24 protein-coding genes are annotated in these 19713 nt (G+C 72.0%); 11 read left to right on the top strand and 13 right to left on the bottom strand.

Features of this window, described 5'->3' with window-relative positions:
- Positions 1–12: 12 nt before the first annotated feature.
- Genes JYK18_RS45700 through JYK18_RS45690 form a run of 3 tightly spaced genes read right to left on the bottom strand, consistent with a single transcriptional unit; the run spans position 13 to position 1648 of the window.
- Complete coding sequence (locus JYK18_RS45700) at positions 13–357, bottom strand: GNAT family N-acetyltransferase (protein WP_307796376.1); 345 nt, start codon at positions 355–357, stop codon at positions 13–15.
- 32 nt (positions 358–389) lie between these two features.
- The gene (locus JYK18_RS45695; RefSeq protein ID WP_206810577.1) at positions 390–1055 is read right to left on the bottom strand and encodes a hydrolase; all 666 of its coding nucleotides are present in this window, start codon (positions 1053–1055) and stop codon (positions 390–392) included.
- A gap of 38 nt (positions 1056–1093) precedes the next feature.
- The gene (locus tag JYK18_RS45690; RefSeq protein WP_206810576.1) at positions 1094–1648 is read right to left on the bottom strand and encodes an NADPH-dependent F420 reductase; all 555 of its coding nucleotides are present in this window, start codon (positions 1646–1648) and stop codon (positions 1094–1096) included.
- Between the two features lie 180 nt (positions 1649–1828).
- Here JYK18_RS45690 and JYK18_RS45685 point away from each other — a divergent pair, with 180 nt between their 5' ends.
- The 3 genes from JYK18_RS45685 to JYK18_RS45675 all read left to right on the top strand — a co-directional run bounded on the left by JYK18_RS45685 (position 1829) and on the right by JYK18_RS45675 (position 5505).
- Positions 1829–2758: a LysR substrate-binding domain-containing protein gene (locus JYK18_RS45685; RefSeq protein WP_307796388.1), complete on the top strand. Its 930-nt coding sequence runs from the start codon at positions 1829–1831 to the stop codon at positions 2756–2758.
- A 24-nt stretch (positions 2759–2782) separates the two neighbouring features.
- On the top strand, positions 2783–3502 hold the full coding sequence (locus JYK18_RS45680; protein WP_206810572.1) for a MerR family transcriptional regulator: 720 nt from the start codon (positions 2783–2785) through the stop codon (positions 3500–3502).
- A gap of 98 nt (positions 3503–3600) precedes the next feature.
- Entirely contained in the window at positions 3601–5505 is a 1905-nt protein-coding gene (locus tag JYK18_RS45675) for a S9 family peptidase (protein ID WP_206810570.1), read from the top strand.
- A gap of 15 nt (positions 5506–5520) precedes the next feature.
- Here the strand turns inward: JYK18_RS45675 and JYK18_RS45670 are convergent, their stop codons facing one another.
- From JYK18_RS45670 to JYK18_RS45660, 3 genes are all read right to left on the bottom strand, one after another.
- Positions 5521–6141: a hypothetical protein gene (locus tag JYK18_RS45670; RefSeq protein ID WP_206810568.1), complete on the bottom strand. Its 621-nt coding sequence runs from the start codon at positions 6139–6141 to the stop codon at positions 5521–5523.
- Between the two features lie 104 nt (positions 6142–6245).
- Positions 6246–9191, bottom strand: a complete 2946-nt coding sequence (locus tag JYK18_RS45665) for an AfsR/SARP family transcriptional regulator (RefSeq protein ID WP_206810566.1) — start codon at positions 9189–9191, stop codon at positions 6246–6248.
- A 55-nt stretch (positions 9192–9246) separates the two neighbouring features.
- A complete protein-coding gene (locus JYK18_RS45660) occupies positions 9247–9870 on the bottom strand; it encodes a sulfotransferase family protein (RefSeq protein WP_206810564.1) in 624 nt (207 codons plus the stop codon).
- 48 nt (positions 9871–9918) lie between these two features.
- Between JYK18_RS45660 and JYK18_RS45655 the strand changes: the two genes are divergently transcribed.
- The 3 genes from JYK18_RS45655 to JYK18_RS45645 are packed head-to-tail and all read left to right on the top strand — an operon-like array spanning position 9919 to position 11685.
- Positions 9919–10086 carry a ribbon-helix-helix protein, CopG family gene (locus tag JYK18_RS45655; protein ID WP_206810562.1) on the top strand — a complete coding sequence of 56 codons (168 nt, stop codon included), beginning with the start codon at positions 9919–9921 and terminating at the stop codon, positions 10084–10086.
- On the top strand, positions 10086–10433 hold the full coding sequence (locus JYK18_RS45650; RefSeq protein WP_206810560.1) for a VOC family protein: 348 nt from the start codon (positions 10086–10088) through the stop codon (positions 10431–10433). The genes JYK18_RS45655 and JYK18_RS45650 overlap by 1 nt, the downstream gene beginning before the upstream one ends.
- Positions 10411–11685, top strand: a complete 1275-nt coding sequence (locus JYK18_RS45645) for an MFS transporter (protein ID WP_206810559.1) — start codon at positions 10411–10413, stop codon at positions 11683–11685. The genes JYK18_RS45650 and JYK18_RS45645 overlap by 23 nt, the downstream gene beginning before the upstream one ends.
- Positions 11686–11908: 223 nt before the next feature.
- Here the strand turns inward: JYK18_RS45645 and JYK18_RS45640 are convergent, their stop codons facing one another.
- On the bottom strand, positions 11909–12337 hold the full coding sequence (locus tag JYK18_RS45640) for an SRPBCC family protein (protein WP_206810558.1): 429 nt from the start codon (positions 12335–12337) through the stop codon (positions 11909–11911).
- Positions 12338–12371: 34 nt separating this feature from the next.
- Entirely contained in the window at positions 12372–13265 is an 894-nt protein-coding gene (locus tag JYK18_RS45635; RefSeq protein WP_206810557.1) for an alpha/beta fold hydrolase, read from the bottom strand.
- A 46-nt stretch (positions 13266–13311) separates the two neighbouring features.
- Here JYK18_RS45635 and JYK18_RS45630 point away from each other — a divergent pair, with 46 nt between their 5' ends.
- A complete protein-coding gene (locus JYK18_RS45630) occupies positions 13312–13887 on the top strand; it encodes a TetR/AcrR family transcriptional regulator (protein ID WP_307796375.1) in 576 nt (191 codons plus the stop codon).
- On the opposite strand, the gene JYK18_RS45625 is transcribed toward JYK18_RS45630, so the two are convergent.
- From JYK18_RS45625 to JYK18_RS45615, 3 genes are read right to left on the bottom strand one after another with little or no spacing between them, the layout of a single operon-like run.
- Positions 13870–14286, bottom strand: coding sequence for a thioesterase family protein (locus JYK18_RS45625; RefSeq protein ID WP_206810555.1), 417 nt, complete (start codon positions 14284–14286; stop codon positions 13870–13872). The two genes, JYK18_RS45630 and JYK18_RS45625, sit on opposite strands and share 18 nt — an antisense overlap.
- A 17-nt stretch (positions 14287–14303) precedes the next feature.
- Complete coding sequence (locus tag JYK18_RS45620; protein ID WP_206810554.1) at positions 14304–15074, bottom strand: AraC family transcriptional regulator; 771 nt, start codon at positions 15072–15074, stop codon at positions 14304–14306.
- A 2-nt stretch (positions 15075–15076) separates the two neighbouring features.
- Entirely contained in the window at positions 15077–15631 is a 555-nt protein-coding gene (locus JYK18_RS45615; RefSeq protein WP_206810552.1) for a carboxymuconolactone decarboxylase family protein, read from the bottom strand.
- 198 nt (positions 15632–15829) lie between these two features.
- Between JYK18_RS45615 and JYK18_RS45610 the strand changes: the two genes are divergently transcribed.
- Complete coding sequence (locus JYK18_RS45610) at positions 15830–16531, top strand: DUF1986 domain-containing protein (RefSeq protein ID WP_206810550.1); 702 nt, start codon at positions 15830–15832, stop codon at positions 16529–16531.
- A 14-nt stretch (positions 16532–16545) separates the two neighbouring features.
- Here JYK18_RS45610 and JYK18_RS45605 read toward each other — a convergent pair whose 3' ends face one another.
- Positions 16546–16899 carry a cupin domain-containing protein gene (locus JYK18_RS45605; RefSeq protein WP_206810548.1) on the bottom strand — a complete coding sequence of 118 codons (354 nt, stop codon included), beginning with the start codon at positions 16897–16899 and terminating at the stop codon, positions 16546–16548.
- Positions 16900–17060: 161 nt separating this feature from the next.
- On the opposite strand from JYK18_RS45605, the gene JYK18_RS45600 reads away from it, so the two are divergent.
- The 3 genes from JYK18_RS45600 (at position 17061) to JYK18_RS45590 (ending at position 18930) form a co-directional block, all read left to right on the top strand.
- Complete coding sequence (locus JYK18_RS45600; RefSeq protein WP_206810857.1) at positions 17061–17279, top strand: hypothetical protein; 219 nt, start codon at positions 17061–17063, stop codon at positions 17277–17279.
- Positions 17280–17339: 60 nt separating this feature from the next.
- Entirely contained in the window at positions 17340–18590 is a 1251-nt protein-coding gene (locus JYK18_RS45595; RefSeq protein WP_206810547.1) for a CdaR family transcriptional regulator, read from the top strand.
- Positions 18591–18681: 91 nt separating this feature from the next.
- Complete coding sequence (locus JYK18_RS45590; protein WP_374195127.1) at positions 18682–18930, top strand: hypothetical protein; 249 nt, start codon at positions 18682–18684, stop codon at positions 18928–18930.
- A gap of 10 nt (positions 18931–18940) precedes the next feature.
- Here JYK18_RS45590 and JYK18_RS45585 read toward each other — a convergent pair whose 3' ends face one another.
- Complete coding sequence (locus JYK18_RS45585; RefSeq protein ID WP_242584610.1) at positions 18941–19708, bottom strand: siderophore-interacting protein; 768 nt, start codon at positions 19706–19708, stop codon at positions 18941–18943.
- Positions 19709–19713 lie beyond the last annotated feature (5 nt).

The following is a 19713-nucleotide window of genomic DNA, read 5'->3' as shown; positions in this document are numbered from 1 at the left end:
CTCTTTCGGTGGTCATCTCTGGGTGACGCGCGCGACCAGTGCGGCGTCCGCGGGTGCCGCACGGCGGAACACGCCACCGTCCGCCCGGAATTCGTCGCCGTGCTTGATCAGGTGGCGGGCGAACAGCGGGCACACGGGCACGACGGTGAGGTTCTGGCGGATGCTGTCGGCGAGCGCCTCACGCACCAGCACCCCGGCCAGGCCCCGCCCGCCGAACTCCGGGGCCACCTCGGTGTGGAAGAAGATCCGCTCCCCCTCGGGAGAGTCGACGAAGTCGGCCCGGCCGGCGGGCAAGCCATCGGCCAAGGTCACCGTGTACGAGCTGTGCGGGTCGGCGGCGGCGATCCGCACAGTCACGGCCGCGCCAGTGTTGTCAGTCAATCCCTGCGTCACTGGACTTTCCCCGCGGCAGTTCCGCCGGTGGCCAGCAGCTGCAGTTCCCACGCGTAGGCGATCCCGCTGGCACCACCGTGTTCCTGGACGATCTCGGCGAGCTCGGCCACCGTGGCCTCACGAGCCCAGTCGCGCTGCCATTCCCCGGACACGGCCATCCAGGTGATGGGCACCACCCCGGCCTGCTCCATCCGGCGCACCGCCATGTCGTGCGCTTCGGCGCTGACCCCACCGCAGGCGTCGGTGACGACAAAGACGTCGTAGCCATCCCCCAGCGCCTGGATCGCGGGCATGGCCACGCAGATCTCCGTCCACAGCCCGGCGATCACCAGCTTCTTGCGGCCCGTCTCCGCCACCGCGTCGACCACCCGGCGGTCTTCCCAGGTGTTGATGAACGTGCGGTTGATCGGCTTCTGCTCGGGGAAGACGTCCTGCAGTGCCTTGATCAGGCAACCGCCGCGTTCCTCGATCACCGTGGTCAGCACGGTGGGCACGCCGAAGGCCTTGGCGAGCTTGGCCAGCCCGACCACGTTGTTGACGATCACCGTGGAGTCGTGGCTCTGGAGGTTGGTGAACTGGTAGGGCTGGTGGTCGATGAGCACCAGGACGCTCTCCTCGGGCGTGAGCAGAGCTTCGAGTCCGGTCTTGGCGGTGCGCGTCACGTGGTTTCCTTCTGCGTGTCGGGGTGGGCGTTCGGTGGTCAGAGCTGTTCCGGTGCGGCCATCCGGTAGACGAACTGGCCGAGCCCGGCCTGCGCGATCGCGAAGATCGGACCGGCCAGGCCTTCCTGCGTGGCGGCCAGGCTCAGGTCGCCGAGGCGGACCGCCTCGTACCCGGCGTCGAGGCTGAGCCGCTCGACCAGGTCCCCGGCTTCGTCGTCACCGGACCAGAGGTTGCCCGGGCGCACGCGGGCTTCGGCGATCCGCCCGAACAGCGAGGCGAAGTTGGTGCTGAACGCCTTCGCCGTCGGCCCGCCCGTCACCGACTTGACGTACTCGGCGTTGGACGGGAACCCGGCGGGTGGCCGGGCACCGCCGTAGAGGTTCGTGGCGTCGAGCACCGGTTTGCCCTCGAGCCCGGCGACCGACGACAGAGCCGCCTCGACCGCGGTGCCGGGGACGGCGAGCAGCACCACGTCCGAGGCGCCTGCCTCGCCGCCTCCGCGTCCCAGCTGCGTCACCCGGTGCCCGGCCCGTGCCCACAGGCGGGCCAGGCCGCCGCCGAGATTGCCGCGACCGATCACGGTGATGTCCATGCTTGATTCCTCGCGAGAACGGGTGGAGGTGGTTCGCCGGCCGGGCACCCGCCCGGAAACCGGCTCTGACCAGGATCGACGGGGACACAGTGGACTGTTCCCCGGCGCGAGGACGACTCTATGGCGGTCCCGGAGCGGGCGTCCAAGACTTGTCCCGCCCGCCAGCGGTAGGATTCGTCTATCGATATCAGCCCCCGCGTCCTCCGCTACTTCCTGGCCGTAGCCGAGGAACTCCACTTCGGCCGCGCGGCCACGCGGCTCTACATCGCCCAGCCCTCGCTGAGCCACCAGATCCGCAAGCTCGAGGACACCCTCGGCACCCCGCTGTTCGTGCGGTCGAGCCGGAACGTGCACCTCACCGCCGCGGGCCGGACGCTGGCTCGCGAGGCGCCGAAGGTGCTCGCGGCGCTGGAGGACGCCGTGCAGCTCACCCGGTTGTCCGGCGCCGGGATCGCCACCACCATCCGGCTCGGCTACACCCCGGTGACCAGCTTCGACACGCTCACCGCGCTCCTGGACGCGCTGCGGGAGGACCACCCCGACTTCATGGTCGACGCCCGGGAGTACTACAGCTCCGAGATCCCCGACCGCCTGCGCTCCGGTGACCTGGACGTCGGTCTCGCTCTTTCACCGCCGCCGGTCGACGGCGTCAGCGGCGAACTCCTCCGCGAAGAGCCCGTTGCCGCGGTCCTCAGCGCCCGCCACCGCCTCGCCGACGCGCCGAGGATCCCGGTGGCGTCCCTGCGCGGCGAGACCCTGCTGCTGTTCGCCCGCCACCTCGCCCCGGCGTACTACGACAGCATCGTCGCCGCGTGCCAGGAAGCGGGCTTCACCCCGGAGATCTGCGCCTTCGACGCCCCACCGGTGAACGTCATGCTCGCCCGGCTCTCCAGCGGGAACGAGATCAGCCTGGCCCCGGCGTCGTTCGCCGAGCACGCCGCCAAGACCAGCAACGGCATCGTGCTCCGCGACGTCGTCGATCCGCCGATCATGGCCGAACTCTCCGTGCTGTGGCCCGCGAACGACCCGTCACCCGCCATCGCCGGGGTGGTCGAAACCGCCCGGCGGTGCGCGGAACGCAACAAGTGGCTGAGCGACCCCGACTCGTGACGCGCGGCCGGAGGGGTGGACCGAGTGCTCAGCGGTGAACTCGCCGAGGTGGCCGGCGTCACCGTCCGCACGCTGCGCCACTACCACCAGATCGGGCTGCTGCCCGAGCCACCGCGGTCGGCGGGCGGTTACCGGCACTACGACGTGGGCCACCTGGTCCGGCTCCTGCGCATCACCCGGCTGACCGCCCTCGGCGTCCCGCTGTCCGAGATACCCGCCGTGCTGGACGATCCGGCCGCCGCCGAGCGGCTGCTCGACGATCTCGACCGGGACGCCGCGGCCGAGATCGAGCGGCTCACGGCGCGGCGGGAGAACATCGCCGTGCTGCGCCGCACCGGATCCCCGCCGGATCTGCCCCCGGATCTGGCGGCGTTCCGCTCCTCGCCGGAAGAATCCATGGCGCGGTACGAGCACGAACAGCTGCTGCTCGTCGCGCACCTGCTCGACGAGGCGGGCCACGCGGAACTGATCACCCTGCTCACCGCCGGGACGTCGGCCGTCGCTCCGCTCACCGCGCGGTTCTACGCCCTCGATGCCGACCCGCCCGAAGACGAAGTCGCCCAGCTCGTCGACGATCTGGTCGCCCTGCTGGGACCGATGACGGCGGGGCTGACCGAGCTCGCCCGGCTCGACGGGCGAGCGGCCGCGCTGCTGGACGAACTCAGCGAGCAGAACCTCCGGCCGGTGCAGCACCGCGTCCTGCGCCGGGTCGGACAACGGCTGGAGCAGCCCGGCGGAGCTTGACCGGGTATGGCGTGGATCACGCCTGCCGGACTTGAGTACGACGCGACGTCGGGGTTTGAACTCGGGGGTGTCCGCACCACCGATCCCGGAGGCCCGGCATGACGCCCAAGCCGATCACCGTCGAAGAGTTCTTCCGCCCGCCCGCCCGCAGCCGTGCCCAGCTCTCCCCCGACGGCACGAAGGTCGCCTACCTCGCCCCGTGGCGCGACCGGCTCAACGTGTTCGTTCGTGACCTGGCGGGTGACTGGCCGGAAACCAGCGCGACCGACGACCCGGCGTCCCGGCGCGTCACCGCCGACGACCACCGCAGCATCGACACGTTCTTCTGGACCCCCGACTCCCGGTACCTGCTCTTCACCCAGGACACCGACGGCGACGAGAACGCCCACCTGCACCGGATCGACCCCGCCCGGCCCGACGAGCCCGCGGTGGATCTGACCCCGGTCGACGGGGCACGCGTGCTGGGCACCCAGTTCCGCGCGGACCGGCCCGGCACGGTCGTCGTCCAGTTCAACGCGCGCCGGCCCGAGCTGATCGACCTGCACGAAATCGACCTCGGCACGGCCCGGATGACGTTGCTCGCCGAGAACCCCGGTGACGTCACCTCCTGGCTCTGCGCGCCGGGTGGCCGGATCCTCGCCTACCGCATGGCCGACGACGGTGATCACCTGCTGTCGGAGTTCTCGGCCGGGGCGCCGCGGTTGATCGCCCGGTTCTCCGGGCTCGACCACCCCTTCGGCGTCAACCCCTGCGTGCCCACCCCCGACGGAACGGGGTTGTGGATCGGTTCGCCGCGTGGTTCGGACCACATCCGCCTGGTGCGGCTGGACCTCGACACCGGCGAACAGTCCGGAGTGGACAGCCGCCCCGGGTTCGACCTGGACACCCCGCGGCCGGAGGCCGACCCCCGCTTCCCGTCCTCGCTGATCCTGAACCAGGCCACCGGCGACCTGCTCGGCGCCCGGTACCTCGGTGCCCGGCAGGAGATCCACGCCCTCGACCCGCACTTCGCCGAGGTGCTGCCGCGACTGGCCGAGCTGTCCGACGGCGACCTCGCCCACGTGTCCTGCGACGACGCCGGCCGGCGCTGGGTGGTGGACTTCACCCACGACCGCGACCCCGGTGTCACCTGGTTCTACGACCACACCACCGGAACGGCCCGGCGGCTGTTCCGCCCGTACCCGCATCTGGACCCGGCGCAACTGGCCGCGGTCACCCCGGTTACGGTGTCCGCCCGCGACGGCCTGGCGCTGCCCTGCCACCTCACCCTCCCGGTCGGCGCCGAGCCCCGCGGCCTGCCGACGGTGGTGTTGCTGCACGGTGGTCCGTGGTACCGCGACAGCTGGTGCTACGACCCGGAGGTCCAGCTGCTGGCCAACCGCGGTTACGCGGTGCTGCAGGTGAACTTCCGCGGCTCCACCGGGTATGGCAAGGCGTTCACCCAGGCCGCGATCGGCCAGTTCGCCGGCCGCATGCACGACGACGTGATCGACGCGCTGGACTGGGCGATCGCGCAGGGCTACACCGATCCCGGCCGCGTCGCGATCTACGGCTCTTCCTACGGTGGTTACGCCGCACTCGTCGGGGCCGCGTTCACCCCGGACCGATTCGCCGCGGCGGCCAGCTACACCGGCATGTCCGACCTCACCGACCTCGTGCGGTCGGTCGTCCCGTTCGCGCGGCGTGCCGTGCAGAACTCGTACCTGCGCTACATCGGTGACCCCGAGGACCCGGCGCAGGAAGCCGACATGCTCGCCCGGTCGCCGATCAGCCGGGTCGGTGACATCACCGCGCCGATGCTGCTCGTCCACGGTGCCAACGATGTCCGCGTCCACCGGCGCCACTCCGACCGGGTGGCCGAGGCGCTGCGTGCCCGGGGCGGCGAGGTGGAGTACCTGCTCAACGAGCGGGAGGGCCACTGGTTCGTCAACCCGGACAGCAACATCGAGCTGTACCGCACGCTGGAACGGTTCCTCGCCCGCCACCTCCGGGGGAGCCGGTAACGGCTTCCAGCGGGCTCAACTGGTCCAGACGACCGGACCGTCCTGGTACGCGTCGCCCTCGTCGAATTCGACGGCGGTGACGGGCTTGTCCTTGGTGGCGCTGAGCGAGCACGTCTCGTAGGACGCGCCCTTCGTGGTGAACTTCGCCGGCGCGGTCTCGTTGTCGCACTTGCCGGGGATGTCGCCGATCAGCACCACCCCGGTACCGCTGCCGCCTTCCAGCACGCCGTTCAGCTTCAGCGACGCGTGCGCCAAGTCGGTACCGCCGACGTTCTCCACCTTCATCTTGAGGAAGTACGGCGTCATCCCCTTCGCCTTCTCCCCGAAGGCGGCCATGTCGGCCTCACTGCCCTTCTCGATCGCCGTGACCGTCACGGCGATGGTCCCCTTCTTCTGCTTCGTGTACTCGAACGGCAGCACCGCGCGCTCCCCGAGCTTGAGCTTCGTGCCCGGCGCGGTGACCTCACCGTCGACCGGCGCGGCACCAGCGTCGTCCGCGGGCTCGCTGCTCGGCGCGGGCGCGGCCGGGGGCGGCGTCGGCGGGGCCTTCGGCGGGGCGGGCTCGCTGCCACAGGCCGAGAGCCCGAACCCGATGGTGGCCAGCGCGGCCGCGAAAACGATCCGTCCCTTGTGCACAACTACCTCACTGCATTGACCAGGGCCGCCGGGAAACGGGCGGCTTCGAACGTTCGACGCCGCGCACGATCGCAGGGCCCGGAATACGGCTGGTATACGCCGGGTCAGCGGATCTTGGCGCGCACCGCGGCCGCTTCGCCCGCGAGGTGGCGCGCCGCCTCCTCGTCGCCCGCCGCCGCCCGCAGCCGGGCGAGCTGGTCCAGCACGCCCGCGAGCAGGTACGGGTAGTCGATGCCGCGAGCCACCGCGACCGCGTGTTCCCCCTCGCCGATCGCGGCGGGCAACTCGTGGTCGGCGTACAGGCGCGGATCCAGCAGATCGGTGAACACCCGGGTCTCGAACATGGGGTCGTGCAGGGCCTGCGCGGCCGCTACGGCTTCGCGCAGGCGTGAGCGCGCCTCGCCGTACTCGCCCCTGGCCAGATGGAGACATCCCCAGGCGTGCGCCGTGTAGACCCCGCCCGACGACCCGATGTCCCCGGCGAACTCGATCAGCTCGGTGAACGCCTCCTCGGCCTCCGCCTGCCTCCCGCACGCGAGGTGCGCCTGGCCGAGCCAGTAGGTGTCCCGCGCGATCAGCGTCCGGATCCCCAGTTTCCGCGCCCCGGCGACGATCTCGGTGAGCACCTCCACCGCGGCTTCCGGTTGCCCCGCCTGCAGGTGAGCGAGGCCGACCTGGGAGTACGCGTGCAGCGCCGCCGCGGCCTGCCCGGCGGCGTCGAGTCGTTCGAAGGCCTCGCGGCCCGCCACGACCGCCTCGGTCAACCGCCCGCCGGGCACCAGGAAGAACGGCGCGTTGGTCAGCGCCTCCAGGTACCCGCGCTGGTCACCGGCCTGCTCGAACAGGCGCATCGCCTCGGTGTTGGCCTCCTCGGACGGACCGTACCGGCGCCGGGTGTACCGCAGGCCGGCCATCGAAATGAGCAACCTGGCCCGGCCGCGCACGTTGCCCGCCGCCGTCGCCAGCGCCATCGCGATGTCGTAGCACTCCTGCCAGTCGTCGAAGTACCGCTCGGTCTCGAACAACGCCTGCCCGCCGACGGCCAGCTCCCAGCACAGCTCGTTCCAGCCCAGGTCCGCGGCCTGCCGCACCCCCGCCACCAGCGGGACGCGCTCCGCGTCGAGCAGCTTCACCGGCGGGACCGCGGGCGGCAGGCTCGCCGCCACCCGCTCGGGCCGCCACCGGGCCGCCTCCCGCTCGAAGATGTTCTCCCCCATGTGATCGCGGTCGGCGATGTCGGTGAAGACGAGCAGGGCGGCCAGGACACGGCCCACGGCCTCGTGCCGGTCCCGGACCGGGTCCTCCGCCTCCGCGCGTTCCCTCGCGTAGGCGCGCACCAGGTCGTGGAAGCCGTACCGCGCCTGGCCCTGCGGTGTGCCGGTGACGTCGAGCAGGTGGACGTCGACCAGTTCGTCGAGCAGTTCCCGCGCGGTGCGCAGTTCGGCGTCGAGCGCGGCGGCCGCCGCCCAGAGCGGGAAATCGGGTGCCTCCAGGAGCCCGAGCAGCCGGAACAGCCGCCGCGCCTCGGGCCGCAGGCCCTGGTAGCTCAGCCCGAAACTGGCCCGCACCTCGAGATCGCGGTACCGCAGCGCGTCCAGCCGGTGCTGCTCGTCCGCCAGCCGCGACACGAGGTCCGCGAGCCGCCAGTGCGGTCGCGACACCAGCAGCGAACCGGCGATCCGCAGCGCGAGCGGCAGCCGCGCGCACAACCGCACCAGCTCGGCCAGTTCCGCCTGGCTCGCCGAGGTCAGCCGGTCGCTGTGGCGCAGCATCGCCACACTGTCCACTTCGGACATCTCGCGGAGCTCGATCCGGTGCGCGCCACCGAGACCGCCCAGCCGCACGCGGGCGGTGACGAGCACCCCGCAGGTCCCGCTCGCGGGCATCAGGGGTGCCAGCTGCTCCTCGTCGAGCGCGTCGTCGAGCACCACCAGGATCCGGCGTTCCGCCAGCAAGCCCCGGTAGAGCGCGACACGCTCCTCCTGGTCGTCGGGCACCGCGGTGGCGGGCACGCCCAGCGCGCGGAGGAACCGCCCGAGCACCGCGGCCGGATCGACCGGCTGGGCACGGGCCCCGGCCAGCGCCGCGAACAACTGCCCGTCGGGATAGACGGGGCGGAGGCGGTGCGCGGCCTGCACCACGAGCGCGGTCTTGCCGATCCCGCCGGTGCCCGAGATGGTCACCACCGCGGCCGGTTCCTCGGCGGCGCGCCCGGTGCGGAGCACCTCCTCGATCCGGGCCAGTTCCGCCCGTTGGCCGGTGAAGTCGCCGAGGGCGGGCGGCAGCATCCGGACGATGCCGGTCTCCGGCGCCGCTGTGTCTACTGTGGACTCGTCGCCGAGCACGACCCGGTGCAGTTCCCGCAGTTGCTGCCCCGGTTCCACGCCGGTTTCCTCGGCCAGCACGGTACGGACCTGGAGATAGGCCTGCAGCGCGTCCGCCCGCCTGCCGTCGCGGTAGAGCGCGAGCATGAGCTGGGCCCACATCCGTTCGCGCAGCGGATGCTGCATCGTCAGCGCCGTCAGCTCACCGAGCAGTTCGCCGTGGCGGCCGAGCCGGAGGTCGACGTCGATCCGCTCTTCGAGCACGCCGAGCCGCAGTTCGTCGAGGCGGGCGGCCTCCGCGGTCAGCGCGGGCACGTCGGCGAAGCCGTCGAACGCGGGTCCACGCCAGAGCACCAGCGCCTCCCCGAAGAGCCTGCGGGCTTCCGCGGGATCCTCGGCCGCCCGGGCGCGCCCCGCGAGATCCTCGAAACGGGCCGAGTCCAGCTCGTCGCGGGCGGCCCGCACCAGGTAACCGGCGCCCTCCCGGACGATGCGGTCCGGATCGCCCAGCCGCTGCCGGAGCCGGTGGACGTAGGTCTGCACGTTCTTGGCGGCGCTCTTCGGCGGGTCCTCGCCCCAGAGCGCGTCGGCCAGCGCGTCCTCGGCGACCAGCCGCCCGGGACGGCTCAACAGGACCGCCAGGAGCAACCGTCCCTTCGGCGTGCCGAGCTCCAGCGCCAGCCCCGCCCGCGACGCGGTCAGCGGGCCCAGCACTCCGAAGTCCACAACCGCCCTCCCGCCTTCGGCGGCCACTGTAACGGCCGCGCGGTGTGCGCCCGGGTCAGCCCGGTTCGCGGAGGAAGCGGTCGACGGTGCCGGTGAAGTCGGCCGCGTCGTTGGACCTGGGGAACGGTTCCGCCGGGACCGGGACGCCGAGGAACGCGCACAGCGGCTCCCAACCCTCAGTGACCCGGTAGACGAGCAGCCTGTCCGCCGGGACCGCGGCCTGGACCTCCTCGTTGTGCCGGAGGAACCAGGCGATCGTCTCCTCCTCGCCGAAGTGGCCGAAGCCGCGTTCGGCGAGGGCCGCCATCATCTCGTCGGTCCCGCCGCCGAGTTTCGCGGTGACCTCGCGCATCACCGGGTTGAAGATCGTTTCGACCGCGCTGCGGTACCAGCTCCCCGGCTCGCGGACGCTGAGCAGCACCTTGGCGTCCGGGAAGAGTTCCCTCAGCTCGCGCCACAGCAGGCACCCCGGGAAGTCCAAAGTGGCCCGATAACCCGCGACCGCCGTGCGCAGCGCGTCGCGGTCCCCGCGCAGTGCCGCCGTCCACGCCGCGGTGGCCGCCGGATCGCCGAGCACCTCCCGCATGTGGTGACACGGCGCGTACCCCAGCGCCTCCAGCGCGGCGTGCAACGACGTGGTGCCGGTCCGGCCGAACCCCGCCCCGATCACTTCCACCATGGCTCGCACCCTACTCGTGCACGCATGCTCATTTGCTAGCATGTGAGCATGACCAAGGTCGCCAAACGGCAGTTCAGCGTCTACCTGCCGCCTGACCTCGTCCGGCGGGTGAAGCACGCGTCCGTCGAGGCCGACGAGTCGCTGTCGGCGTTCGTCGAGCGGGTGCTGGAGGAGTACCTGCGGCAGCGCGGTTCGACCAGTGAGGAGCGAGCGTGATGCGGGTGATGCCGATCCGCTACAGCGAGGACGTCGCGGCGTTGACGCGGTTCTACGAGGTGCTGGGCCTGCGAATCGGGCCGGTCTCCCGCCCCGGCGGCTGGGTCGAACTGCCCGCCGACGGTGGCATGCTGGCCCTCCACCGCGGCGCCGCCGAGGACGCGGGCCGGTGCGAGGTGGCCTTCGAGGCGAACGAACCGCTCGAAGACGTCGCGGCGCGCCTGCGGGCGGCCGGGTTCGAACCGGGGCCGGTGATCGACGAGAACTTCGGGCACTCCCTGCGCGTCCGCGACCCGGACGGGGTGCCGGTCCAGATCAACCTGTATGACCGCGAGCTCTACACCTGAGCGCGGGCACCGGCCGCTGGTCCTGGCGGTCGGCATCGTCGCGCTCGAGTTCGCGGCGGCGGTCACCGGCTTCGTCGCGTCCACGCTGCTGCCGGTGGTCGCGGCCGACCTGGACGCGGAGAACGAGCTCGGCCTGCTGATCGCGGGCTCGACGCTGGGCCTGTTCGTCGCGCTCCCCCTGGCTTCCCGGGTGCTGCGGCGGCTGGGCACGCGCGGCACCCTGGCCGCCGGCATGCTCGCCTACCTCGGCGGGCTCGCGCTGGCCGCCTCCGCCCAGGCGGCGTGGATGTTCGCGCTGGGGCAGTTCACCGGCGGGCTCGCCAGCGGGCTGCTCGCGGTGTTCGGCATCAGCTCCGCGATCCGGCACCTCGACGACCGCCTGCGCATCCGGGTGGTGGCGGCGTCGTCGGCGATGTGGATCCTGCCCGCGCTGGTCGGCCCGGCCGCCACGCTGGGGCTGGAGCACCTCGCCGGGTGGCGCTGGACGCTGCTGATCCCGGTGCCGTTCGTCCTTTTCGGACGGTTGCTGGTGGTGCGCGCCGTCCGCGACGACCGGACCGGCGACGAAGCCCCGCGGCCGCTGGGGCGGACGCTGCTGGTCCCGCTCGGCGCGGCCGGGGTGGTGCTGAGCTCGGGCTGGTGGCCGCCGGCCGTCCTCGGCACGGTGGTCACGGTGGCCGGGATGATCTCGATCCTGCCCGCGGGCACCGCGCGCCTGCGACGGGGAACTCCCGCCGCGCTCGGCGCGATGGTGTTGTTCGCGGTCGGTTACTTCGGCGCGGACAGCCTCATCACGGTGTTGCTGACCAGCGGGTTCCAGCTGGGCCTCGGGCAGGCGGCGATCGTGCTGAGCGCCGCCCCGCTGGGCTGGGCGATCACCAGCTTGGTGGCCGCCCGGTTCACCTCGGCGGGTGCCAAGCAGCGGCTGCCCGCCATCGGGTTGGCGTTGACCGCGCTGGGCACGGCGGTGGTGGCGACCGGGGGTTCCTTCACCGTCGCGCTGGTCGCTTGGGCGGTCGGCGGTATCGGGGTTGGGCTCGCGTATCCGGGGCTGTACATCAGGGCGACCACCGCGGGTTCGAGCGGTTTCAGCGCCGCCGAGCTGGCCACCGCGGTGATCACGGCCGAATGTGTGGGGCAGCTGCTGGGCCGCGCCATCGGCGGCACGCTCAGCTCGGCGGGTGGCTTGGTCCCGTCGTACCTGCTGTTCGCGGCCGCCCTACTGGCTGCGGCGGCCGCGAGCCGCCGGTAGGTCAGGTGACAGCTCTGACCTCGGCCGCCGGGGGGCCGCGAGCGCCAGCAGGCCGCGTGGCGGCCGCCGCCTCCGGCCGCCCGGAGGTCAGGGCCGCCGGTTGTCAGCGCTGCCGGTTGGTCAGGGCCACCGGTTGGCCAGGACCACCGGTTGGCCAGGACCACCGGTTGGCCAGGACCACCGGTTGGTCAAGGCCGCCGGTTGGCCCAGGGCCACCGGTTGGTCAGGACCAGCCTTCCTGGTGCTCGGCTGCTTCCCGGTCGGTTTCCGCGGCGGCGCGTTGCGAAAGCGTGGCCACCGCTTCCTCCAGCGCCCGCTGGATCTCCTCCCCGCCCGCGCGCTCGGTGTGCAGCCGGATCGTCACCTCGCTCGTGCCCGGCTCGGTCTCGGTCACGCGCAGGTCACCGTGGTAATCGCCGTCGCCGGGGGCGCCCCAGCTCAGCGTCCGGGTGGCCTCGTCCACCTTCAGCCACGCCTCCCCCTCGACGTGCTCGCCGCGCACCTCGGCCTCGACGTGCACCTGTCCACCGCCTTCGCGGTGCGCCTCGGTCATCGCGGGCAGGAAGTCCGGCAGGTTGCCCGGCTCCGCCAGGTACCCGAACAGGTCCGCGGCCGGTACGTCGACCGTGCCGGTGTGGTCGTAAGTAGGCATGACCAGCGGGTACCCAGTCGTCACCAAGTCATGTTCACCTCTTGCTCTCGAGCTTCCCCAGCTCGCTGGACGACAGCGCCTCCCGCGCCGCCGCCCAGCTCTCGCCCTCGATCCCGAGCGCGTGCCGGAGGTAGGCCGTGGTGACGCGCTGGATCATGGCCACGCGCGCGGGGTGCTCGTCCGTCGTCTCCCTGACCTCGTAACCGGCGATGCCGCCGAGCGAATGTTCCCCGCCGAACACGGTGAGCAGGCTCTTCTCCCCGGGGCTCAGGAAATACGGGTCGGTCAGCCACTCCGGGCCGCGAACCGAAAGCGGCGAATCGTCCAGATCCCCGGCGACGATCAGCGCCGGCGTGCTCATCTGCGTGAAATCCGGGTTCATGAACGGGAACCTCTCGGCCGCCAACGGGCTCAGATCCGCCCCGCCGGTACCCGCCGTGGCGAGCAGCACGCCCGCCTTCACCCGCGGATCGGACAGGTCCGCGCCGACCGGATCGAGCACCCGCAGGCCCAGCAGGTTGCCCGCGCTCTGACCCCCGAACGAGTGCCCGGCCGCGGCGATGCGGTCCCGGTCGAGCCTGCCGCCGAGCCCCGGGACGGCGGCTTCCAGCGCATCGAGGTGGTCGAGGACGTGCTTGAGGTCTTCGACGCGGAACCGCCACAGCCGCGAGGAGCGGGGATCGTCCGGCGTCAGGCCGACCGTCCGGGAGTCGAGGTGGGTGGGCTGGACGACCGCGAAACCGTGAGCCGCCCAGTGGTCGACCAGCGGGCCGTAGCCGTGCAACGAAGACCCGTAACCGTGGGAGAAGACGATGATCGGCAGGTCGTTCCCGGTGACCGGCGCGGAGACGCGGACCCGGAGGTCTTCCCCGCGACCCGGCGCTTCCAGCACCAGTGGCCCGACTGAGACAACAGGGGTGGTGTTCATGGCAGCGAATATATGGGACACTGTCCCGGTTAGTCGAGGAGGTGTGGTGCACGACCGACCAGGCACCCGGCCGAAGCGGGCCGACGCGCGGCGCAACGCGGCGAACCTGCTCGACGCGGCCACCGCGGTTTTTGTCGAATCCGGCGTGGCGGCGCCGATCCGGGACATCGCGGCCAGGGCCGGGATCGGCACGGCCACGATCTACCGCCACTTCCCCACCCGGGCGGACCTCATCGTCGCCGTCTACCGGCACCAGGTGGAGACGCTCGCCGAGGCCGGGCCGTCGCTGCTGGCGAGCAGCGCCACCCCGTACGCCGCGCTCGCCAGCTGGCTCGACCTCTTCGTCGATTTCGTTGTCACCAAACAAGGTCTGGCCAAGGTGCTGCAGTCCGACGATCCCTGTTACGACCCATTGCACGCCTACTTCCTCGAGCGGCTCGTGCCCGTGTGCGGGGCGTTGCTCGACGCCGGCGCGGCCGAGATCCGGTCCGATGTGGACCCCTACGAGCTGATGCGCGGCATCGGCGGGCTGTGCGCGGCGGCGGGTGGCACGCTCCCCTACGACGAACGACGGCTGGTCGCGATCCTCGTCGCCGGGTTGCGCTCAGGCGAGTCCCAGTAGGCCGGGCCGGGTGGCGTGCTCGCGCCAGAACCCGGCGGGATCGGGCACCAGCCGCCGTTCGGTGAGGTCGAGCAGCCCGCACACGCTGCTGACCTCGGCGACCGCCACCCCGTCCTGCCGGTGCAGCCGCTGCACGATGCGCGAGGTCTTCCCGGTCCCCCATTCGTAGGTCGAGGTGATCGTGACCCGGTCGCCCGCCCGCAGTTCCGCCAGGTGCCGGATGGTGGTCTCCAGGTTCACCGGGCCCACGCCCCTGGCGTTCAGCAGGGCCTGCCCCGCGCCCGCGGCCTCGGCGGTCACCCATCGGGCGTGATCGGCGTAGACCAGGTAAGCGGGCCCGCGGACGTGCCCGTTGGTGTCCAGGTCGTCGAGGCGGACGGACAGCGTGATCGGCTCCATGCGCCGACCCTGCCCCCTCAGGCCGGGCGAGTCTGGTGGATTTCGGCCACGCCGTCGTGACGTGCGTAGGCGGCCACCAGCCGGGCCGGTGACGAGCCCGAGAGCCGGACGCACTCGTGGCCGAGGTGGGACTGATCGGCGAAACCGAGGCCCGCCGCCACCGACGAGAGCGTCGCGCGGCCCGACGCCAGATCGCCGAGGCCGCGCACGAACGCGGCGAAGCGCAGCACCCGGTGGACCTCCTTCGGCCCGCATCCGGCCGCGGCGCCGAGCCGTCGTCGCAGGGTCCGCTCGCTCAGGCCGATCCGGTCGGCCACCCGGTCGACCCGCGCGTCCGGTTCCGCCAGCGCACGCACCACCGCGGGCAGTGCGGGATCGGGGCGGAACCCGGCACGCAGCCGCCCGGCGACAAAACGTTCCAACAGCAGGCGCTGTTCGGCGGCGGTCTCGGCCGCCTGAAGTTCATCGGCCAGTTTCGCGCTCGACGGCACAAGATCGGCCAGCTCCCCGCTCGCCACACTGCGCAGCACTCCGCCCGCCGCCCCACAGCGCAACCGAAGGCCGACCGTGGTCCCGTGTGCGGCCAGTGGCACCCGCATCAGCGTGAAGCCGGTGGTCACGAACAGGCGTTCCCCGTTCCAGACGAGGTCGGCGCACCCGTCCGGCAGCACGCGGATGACCCGCGACCAGCCCGGCACCCCCTCCCAGGTGCAGTGGACGACGTCCGTCACCGCCTCGAACTCCCGGTAGACGGATCCGGCCGCGTCGGCTCGCAGGGGCACGCCCACGGCTAGGGCTCCACCCGGAAGACACGTAGTTGCAGGGCGAGCGTGGCGTAGTAGCCGACCAGGGTGGTCAGCTCGACGACCGTCCGTTCACCGAGGGTCGCAACGGTGGCGGCATAGGTCTCGTCGTCGGCATCGCCGTCGCGGAGCAGGGCGGTGACGAACCGCAGCGCGGCCCGTTCGGTGTCGTCGAGACCGTCCGGCAGGGTTCCCGCGCGGACCGCCGCCAGTTGTTGCTCGGTCAGCCCGGCCGCGAGCGCGACGGGTTCGTGGGCGTGGCGTTCGAAGGCGGAGTCCCAATGCGACGCGACGGCGAGAATGGACAGTTCCCGCGTGCGCGCGCTCAGCGAGGTCTCGTACCGGATGGCCGCGCCCAGCCGCTGCAACGCCGAACCGGCCGCCGGCGCGACGAGCATCGCGTTGAACGGCCCGGCGAGACGGCCGTCGGTGTCGGTCAGCGCGACCGGGCCGCCCGCGCGCGGGCCGCCGGTGATGGCGTCGTACAGCGCGCGCTGGTCGTCGTCGAGGTCGTCGGGCCGGAGGTGGGGCAGCCTGGTCATGCCCGCCATCCCACCCTACTGAGTAAAAGGGCCGCCACCCGGTGATCGAATTCAGTAGGTAGCGAAACCCCCTTCCTCGGTAGGGATCCGCGCCGCCACCCGACCTTCGTCGGTACCTGGCGCCGCGCCCGCCTGCCTACTTTCCGGCCCATCGCCGGAATCCCGGCGGTTCCCCCGGTATCCGAAAGGACCTCGACCGTGAGCCGAGTCCGTACCCTTGGCACCCTCGCCGCCGCCACCGCCACGCTCGCCATGACCCTGCTCGCCGGCACCGCGAGCGCGGGCGGGGTGCAGCCGAACATCGTCGGCGGCGGCACCGCCCCCTCGGTGCCGTGGGGCGCGCAGGTCTACGTCAACGGCAACTTCAACTGCTCGGGCACGATCATCGCCCCGCAGTGGGTGCTCACCGCCGAGCACTGCCTCGGCAGCTCGATGAGCGTGCGCGTGGGCAGCAACACCCTCGGGGCCGGCACGCAGATCGGCGTCGACCAGCAGAGAGTGTCACCGGTCGGTGACGTGGCGCTGCTGCACCTGACGCGCTCGTTCAGCACCACCTACATCACCCTCGGCAACGCCAACCCGCCCGTCGGCTCCACCAACCAGATCTACGGCTGGGGCCGCACCACCCCGACCGGCCCGGCCTCGCCGGTGCTCAAGACGGCCAACGTGCAGGTCACCGGCACCTCGACGGACGCGTACGGCGGCCCGGCGATCCAGAGCCGCGGCATCAACGGCGCCGCGTGGAAGGGCGACTCGGGCGGCCCGCAGATCTCCGGCGGCCGTCAGGTCGGGGTCGCCTCGACCGTGCAGAACCAGGGCGGCAGCAACCCCACCGGGACCAACAACTACGCCAGCGTGGCCAGCAGCCGCTCGTGGATCAGCCAGACCGCGGGCGTCTGAGCTGAGCTGACCGGTCAGGGCAGGGGGTCGGTGCTGTCGAGCCATTCGGTGCTCATCTCACCGGCGGCGTGGATGCAGACCAGTTCCACGCGCTCGGTGCCGTTGTTGCGGAAGGTGTGCGGGGTGTGCGCGCCGACCACGACGACGTCACCGGGCCCCGCCTCGGTCTCGTCGCCCTCGGCGTAGAAGGTGGCGCGCCCGGACCGGACGATCCAGGTCTCCGGGTACGGGTGCCGGTGCGGGCGCGGCCCCTGGCCCGGTTCGGCGTCGACCAGGAAGAAGGAGATGTCGGCGCCGTAGGGCTCGCCGATGAACTGGGCGTTGCGCGGTCCCTGCGGCGGGTGGAGTTCACGGATCACGTGGTGCACGGCAGCTCCTTGTCGGTTCGTCGTTGCCGGTACGTCGAACGAGCATGGCCCGGCTCGACCGGGCAGCGCGCCTCTTTCCCGGCTTTCCGGCGGAAAAGAGGTTGAAGCGGACGCGGCGGGGTACTTCGATCGAGGGATGTCGGAGTTCGGGGGTCGTGGTGGTGAGTAGCCGGGAGTCGAAGCGGGGGTTGCTCGCGCGGTGGCGGCGGAACGGCAGTTCGCTGGCGATGATGTGGACGCTGATCTCCCTGGGCGTGGCGGCGATGCTGTGGATTTCGGGGTTCCACGACTGGCCGGTCTACCTGCTGGTGGCGCCGAGCACGGTGGTCTCGGCCCTGCTGTGGATCGGCGTCTGGCGACGGCGGGGCCGGTCGCGCTAGCGAACTCCGATAACGGCAGGTTACAGCCGGATTCCCGCTGTAACGCCCTAGAGTGATCACGTGGAGGATCCCCGTTCGGACCGGCTCGCCCGTGTCGCCACCGCGCTGAACGACCGTGCCTCGGAAGTGACCGCCGAACTGGTCAGCCTCTACGAACGCGAACTCCCCCACCTGGTCCACGACGACGAGGGCATGGTCAGCCTGCTCTCGGCGAGCGTCTACCAGAACATCGACACCGCCCTGCGCATCTTCCAGCACGGCATCGACCCCACCCGGGTCGAGGCGCCGGCCGCCGCGATCGAGTACGCGCGGCGGCTCGCGCAGCGCGGCACCTCGGTGATCGACCTGATCCGCGCCTACTACCTCGGCCAGATGGCGGTGCTCGACCTGGCCATCCAGGAGGGCACCCGCCAGATCCCCGACGCCGCCGAACTCGGCGCGCTGACCCGCGAGGCGCTCTCCGGCGCGCTGATCTTCATCGACCGCGTCACCCAGCAGGTCGTGGCCGCCTACGAGGAGGAACGCGACACCTGGCTGCTCAACCGCAGCGCCGTGCGCGCGGCGCGGGTGCGCTCGCTGCTCGACGGCGCGGTGGTCGACATCGACGCCAGTGAGACCGCGCTCGCCTACCGCGTGCGCGGCCACCACGTCGGCCTGGTCGCCTGGTACAGCGAGACCGCGCGACCGGCGGACGCGCTCGCCGGACTGGAAGCGCTCGCCGGCCGGTTCACCGCGAAACGGCCCGGCGCCCCGCGACCACTGTTCGTGCCCCACGACGAGCTGTGCGCCTGGGTTTGGCTGCCCGTCGACGAACTCGCCGGGCCGACCGACGAGGAGATCGAGGCCGCCCTCGCCGCCGACGCGCAGGTGCGGGTCGCCGTCGGTGAACCCGGCAGCGGGGTCGAGGGCTTCCGGCGGACCCACCGGCAGGCGGCCCGCGTGCACGGCCTGGCCGTCGCGGCCGGGGACGACTGCGACCGCGCGATGACCTTCCGCGACGTCGGCGCGATGGCGCTGATGGCCTCGGACCTCACCGCCACCCGCATGTGGGTCGAGGAAACCCTGGGCGAGCTGGCGCTCGACGACGAGCAGCACGAACGCCTGCGCGAGACCCTGCGCGTGTTCCTCACCGTCGGCAGCAGCTACACCGCCGCGGCGGAGCGCCTGCTCATGCACAAGAACTCCGTGCAGTACCGCGTGCGCCGGGCGCAGGAACTGCTCGGCAAGCCGGTCGCGGACAACCGGCTCGACGTGGAGCTGGCGCTGAACCTCTGCCACCGGCTGGGCGGCGCCGTGGTCGTCCGCCGTTAGCGGTTTTCGGTTCTTCGAACCAGTCGGGGTGTGATTCCTTGGTCCGTTGGCACGAAGCCAACTGGGCCGGGCGGGCCCTACCTTGATCAGTATGGATGGCGTGGCACGGGAGCCTGGTCCCGCGATGATGATCGTTCGCCTGCGGCGGGGCATCGTCGGCGAGACCAGACGCGTCTGCCACCTCGTCCCGGCGTCGGCGGGCTCGACCGAGCTGAGCGCCCTGTGCGGTGAGGTGATCCAGCCCGGGCAGGCGGATCTGCTGGACGGGCTGCGCGGCATGCCGTGCGACCGGTGCCTGGCCCAGTCCGCCCGCGCCCTGCGGCTGGAGCGCGCCTCCTGACGAACGCCGCTCAGCCGGGGCTCGCCCGGCCGTACCGCCAGTAGCCGTAGAAGGCGATGTCCTGCTTCGGCCACCCGCGTTCGTTCACCAGGTGGCGCCGCACCCCGGTGGGCAGCTTCGCCTCCCCGGCCAGCCACGCGTAGCACCGGCCCGAGGGCAACTCCGCCTTCGTGACGGTTTCCAGCGCCAGGCCGCCGGGCCGGGCCGTGCGGTCGTTCCTGGGCAGCCAGTGCACCCGCACGCCTTCCGGTTTGACCACGTCGTGGCGGATGTCCGCGGTCTCGGGCACCTCCAGGAACACCTCGGCGGCCAGCGAATCCGGCGCGTTCTCCAGAATCGCCAGGATGGCGGGCAACGCGCTTTCGTCGCCCGCCAGCAACTGCCCGCCGACCCCGTCCGGTGGCAGGTAGGACACGCCCATGTCGAAGATGCCCGCCGGATCGCCGGGCCGGGCTTGCGTCGCCCATGACGAAGCCGGGGAACCGGCGTGCAGCGCGAATTCGATGTCCACCTCCCCCGCTTCGGGCCGGGACCGCCGGATGGTGAAGTTGCGGACCCATGGCCGCCGGGATTTGGGCAGCAGCAGGACTTCGGCCATCCACGCCTCGTTGTTCAGCGTCGGCATGCGCAGGCCGTCCTGACCCTCGCGCGGGAAGAACAGTCGGACGGTCTGGTCGTCGCCGGTGGGCCGGAAGTGCTCCAGCTCGGGGCCGCCGAGGGTGACGGTGGTGAAGTTCGCGGTCGTCCTGGTGGTTCCCAGCACCTCCAGCGTGATCATTCTGC

The sequence above is a fragment of the Amycolatopsis sp. 195334CR genome (assembly GCF_017309385.1).
Lineage (GTDB): Bacteria > Actinomycetota > Actinomycetes > Mycobacteriales > Pseudonocardiaceae > Amycolatopsis.
This window is presented reverse-complemented; position numbering and strand designations above follow the sequence as displayed.